At 35.5% G+C, this 3954-nt stretch carries 4 protein-coding genes; all 4 read left to right on the top strand.

Annotated elements, in window-relative coordinates:
* Positions 1 to 1052 (top strand): AMP-binding protein (locus DIU01_RS05720; protein WP_290832361.1); only part of this gene is annotated, 1052 nt, incomplete at its 5' end.
* 7 nt (positions 1053 to 1059) lie between these two features.
* On the top strand, positions 1060 to 1587 hold the full coding sequence (locus DIU01_RS05725) for a hypothetical protein (RefSeq protein WP_290832363.1): 528 nt from the start codon (positions 1060 to 1062) through the stop codon (positions 1585 to 1587).
* 89 nt (positions 1588 to 1676) lie between these two features.
* The gene (locus DIU01_RS05730) at positions 1677 to 3257 is read left to right on the top strand and encodes an FMN-binding glutamate synthase family protein (protein ID WP_290832365.1); all 1581 of its coding nucleotides are present in this window, start codon (positions 1677 to 1679) and stop codon (positions 3255 to 3257) included.
* A 235-nt stretch (positions 3258 to 3492) separates the two neighbouring features.
* A complete protein-coding gene (locus tag DIU01_RS05735) occupies positions 3493 to 3921 on the top strand; it encodes an acyl-CoA thioesterase (RefSeq protein WP_290832367.1) in 429 nt (142 codons plus the stop codon).
* Positions 3922 to 3954: the final 33 nt, after the last annotated feature.

Consider the following 3954-nt stretch of genomic DNA (forward strand, 5'->3'; position numbering starts at 1 on the left):
GTCAAAATTACCATTCCAAAGCCGATTCGATTTGTCTAATCGGATTCACTTCTGGAACAACAGGATTACCAAAAATGACATCGCATTACCATAAAGATATTTTAAATATTTGCGAAGCATTTCCACAATATTCATTACAACCCACTCAAAACGATGTTTTTACAGGAAGTCCGCCACTCGGATTTACCTTCGGACTAGGCGGATTGGTTTTGTTTCCGATGTACTTTGGAGCATCTACTTTTTTAATAGAAAAACCTTCACCAGATTTACTATTAAAAGCCATTCAAGAATACAAAATCACCATTTGTTTTACAGCACCAACGGCTTGGAGAATCATTACAACGAAAGTCAATGAGTACGATATTTCTAGCTTGCGCAAATGTATTTCTGCAGGTGAAACGCTACCGTTAAAGGTCTGGCAAGATTGGTACGCTGCAACTGGACTAAAAATCATTGACGGAATTGGAGCAACCGAAATGCTACACATATTCATTTCATCCAACGAAGAAAACATGAAACCCGGTGCAACTGGAAAAGCAATTACCGGTTACGAAGCCAAAATAATCGATGCCGACGGAAATGAAGTTCCAACCAACGAACCAGGAAGATTAACCGTTCGTGGAATCACAGGCTGCAAATACCTAAACCGAATTGAAAAACAAAAAGAATACGTAGAAAACTGCTGGAATGTAACCGGAGATATTTTCCGACAAGATGAAGATGGCTATTTTTGGTTTGTAGCTCGTGGCGATGATATGATCATTTCTTCTGGCTATAATATTGGTGCAATTGAAGTAGAATCCGTACTTTTAACCCACGAACATATTTTAGAATGTGCCGTTGTTGGTTTGCCCGATGAAGAACGCGGAATGTTAGTTTGCGCTCACATTGTATTAAAAGATTATACTAAAGCTTCTAACGAGTTAGCTAAAAATATTCAATTATGGTTCAAAGAAGTAGCTGCACCCTATAAATATCCAAGAGCCATAAATTTTGTTGAAGAATTACCAAAAACGGAAACGGGAAAAATACAACGATATAAGTTGAAATAGTATTAAAATGAAAGTAATTAACACTAAAGTTTTATTAAATAATTTACTTGAAATTTATTCATTACTATTTGTTTTGTTTTTAACAAATTCTTGTAGCACAACCCTAAGAAAAGAAATAAATTCAGCATTTGAAAAAACAAAACGAATTGAGATTTTAGCATACATTGATAGAAATCAGTGGGATGAAGAAGATAATTCTAATTATTCAAAATTAAATTATATTAAAAATGGCAACCTTGAAATAAATAAAAAGTATCTTAAGAATAGAATTATCTTAAATGAAGAGCAAATAGAAATTCTAAAAAAAAGACTGTCAAAATGTGAAATAGAAAATTGGGGTGCAAAATGCTATAATCCAAGACATGCTATATTATTTTACGATAAAAATGATAAAATATATGGTTATATAGAAATGTGTTTTGATTGTAATGGCAGTGAAAGTTCTGAAAACTTTAAAGCTTTCTCAGGATGCGCTCTTGGTCTTAAGGAAACCCTCAAAGAATTTGGAATAACCTATTTTAATGAAGGAAAGTAATAGTAAATTGAGAAATAAAAGTTCGTGAAATAATTTGATAAAACACAATTCGTGAAAATTCGTGCAATTCGTGTAAAAAAAACTGAAAAATGAGAAAAGTATTCATAACATTCGCCATAACATCCTTGGCAATAATCGGAATTCTAACCTATATCAACTGGAAATTCAGTTTCCTGCTATTGATATTTATTCCTTTAATAATCATGGGTTTTTACGATATGTATCAATCCAAGAAAACCATTCGTAGAAATTTTCCATTACTAGGAAGAATGCGTTATTTGCTTGAAGCACTTGGTCCAGGTGTTCGTCAATATTTTATAGAAAGCGATACCGACGGAAAACCATTCACACGATTGCAACGAAGTTTAGTCTATCAACGAAGTAAAAAAGAAACCGATTCCATGCCCTTCGGAACGCAATTAGACGTTTATGAAAACGGATACGAATGGATCAATCACAGCATAAAAGCGATTTCTTTTTCCAATGTTAATGAAAATCCACGCGTTCGAATCGGTTCGTCTCAATGCGAAAAACCGTATGATGCAAGTTTATTCAACATCAGCGCCATGAGTTTTGGTTCATTGAGTAAAAACGCAATTCTGGCATTGAACAACGGAGCCAAACAAGGTGGATTTTTCCACAATACAGGCGAAGGCGGACTTTCACCCTACCATTTACAAGGTGGCGATGTCGTTTGGAATATCGGTACGGGATATTTTAGTTGCCGTACCGATGATGGAAAATTCAATTACGACGAATTCACGAAACGTGCCACTTTAGACAACGTCAAAATGATTGAAATAAAATTCTCACAAGGCGCAAAACCTGGTCATGGCGGTATTTTACCAAAAGAAAAAGTAACCGACGAAATTGCAGATATTCGTTTGGTTTCTAAGGGTCACGATATTATTTCACCGCCGACACATTCGGCATTTACCAATCCGTTAGAATTAATGGAATTTGTAAAAATATTACGAAAAGGCTCAGGAGGAAAACCTATAGGAATGAAAATATGTATTGGAAATAAATCCGAATTTCTATCCATTTGCAAAGCTATGGTTGCTACTAAAACCTATCTCGATTTCATCACTGTTGATGGTGGCGAAGGTGGAACTGGTGCAGCACCACAAGAATATTCAGACCATGTTGGAATGCCATTGCGCGACGCAGTTGCCTTTGTTTACGATGCCTTAAACGGTTTTGCAATCAAAGACCAAGTCAAAATCATCGCTAGCGGAAAAGTAATTACAGGTTTCGACATCATCAGAAATTTATCTCTTGGAGCCGATTTATGCAATTCAGCACGCGGAATGATGTTTGCCTTGGGTTGCATCCAAGCATTAGAATGTCACGCAAATACTTGTCCAACCGGAGTTGCAACTCAAGATCCAAGACTTACAAAAGGTTTGGTTCCCGAAGAAAAAAGCATTCGTGTAGCACGTTTCCAGCACGAAACCGTAAAATCGGCAATGGATTTAATGGCATCAGCAGGAATCGATCATCCAGACAAAGTCGATCGTTCCGTGGTAAGTACGCGCATCAATTTGGGCAAAACTCAAACATTTGAAGAAACCTATCCAGAGATAAAAACCGGCTCATTACTTGACGGAAGCACCGTTTCTAATGATCTTTTTAAAGCCTGGAAAAGAGCAAGTGTCGAAAGTTTTTAAAATGTCAAACTGAGTTTGTCGAAGTTTTTGGAGCTATTTCCAGCTATCCGTTGCAATATTTTCTTTTTTTAAAGAAAAAAAGAAAAGGATTTCGTTGCAATCTGGGCTAAGCTTATCAGTAATGTTAAGTGATTAATTTAAAAATTAGTAAAAATCAGTAAAATCTGAGGATTAGAGAGACAACCGTAATAATTTGTGCCTGTTCGAGTAATTCGTGGCTAAAAAAATATAAAAAATGAACCAACCCTTTATAAAACAAGAAAAAATCCGTTTCCAGCATGTAGATTACGCCGGAATTGTGTTCTATCCAAGATTTCTAGAAATGCTCAATTGCCTAGTCGAAGATTGGTTTGAAGAAGCACTCGACCGACCGTTTTCAAAAATGCACGAAACCAACGGAATTCCAACCGTAGATTTAAAAGTACAATTCAAAAAAGCAGCACGATTAGGAGAAATCCTAACCAAAAAACTATGGGTTAAAAATCTTGGCTCTGCTTCCATCCTATGCGGATTTAAATTCGAAGACGAACAAGGAAAAACGTGTTTAGAAGGTGAAGTGACATTAGTTAATGTAGCTTTTCAAAAAAATAAAAATGATATTAAGGCAGAACCTTTTAATGAGAAAATGAAAGATGAAATTTCTAAATTTGTAATAAATGATTGATTTAAAAACATTTCTGAGTCTTACGGATTCTAT

The sequence above is a fragment of the Flavobacterium sp. genome (assembly GCF_003525665.1).
Lineage (GTDB): Bacteria > Bacteroidota > Bacteroidia > Flavobacteriales > Flavobacteriaceae > Flavobacterium.

Bases quoted from the DNA above. Each gene is read 5' to 3' on its own strand.
- DIU01_RS05725 (WP_290832363.1), top strand. From the start codon at position 1,060: ATGAAAGTAATTAACACTAAAGTTTTATTAAATAATTTACTTGAAATT.
- DIU01_RS05730 (WP_290832365.1), top strand. From the start codon at position 1,677: ATGAGAAAAGTATTCATAACATTCGCCATAACATCCTTGGCAATAATC.
- DIU01_RS05735 (WP_290832367.1), top strand. From the start codon at position 3,493: ATGAACCAACCCTTTATAAAACAAGAAAAAATCCGTTTCCAGCATGTA.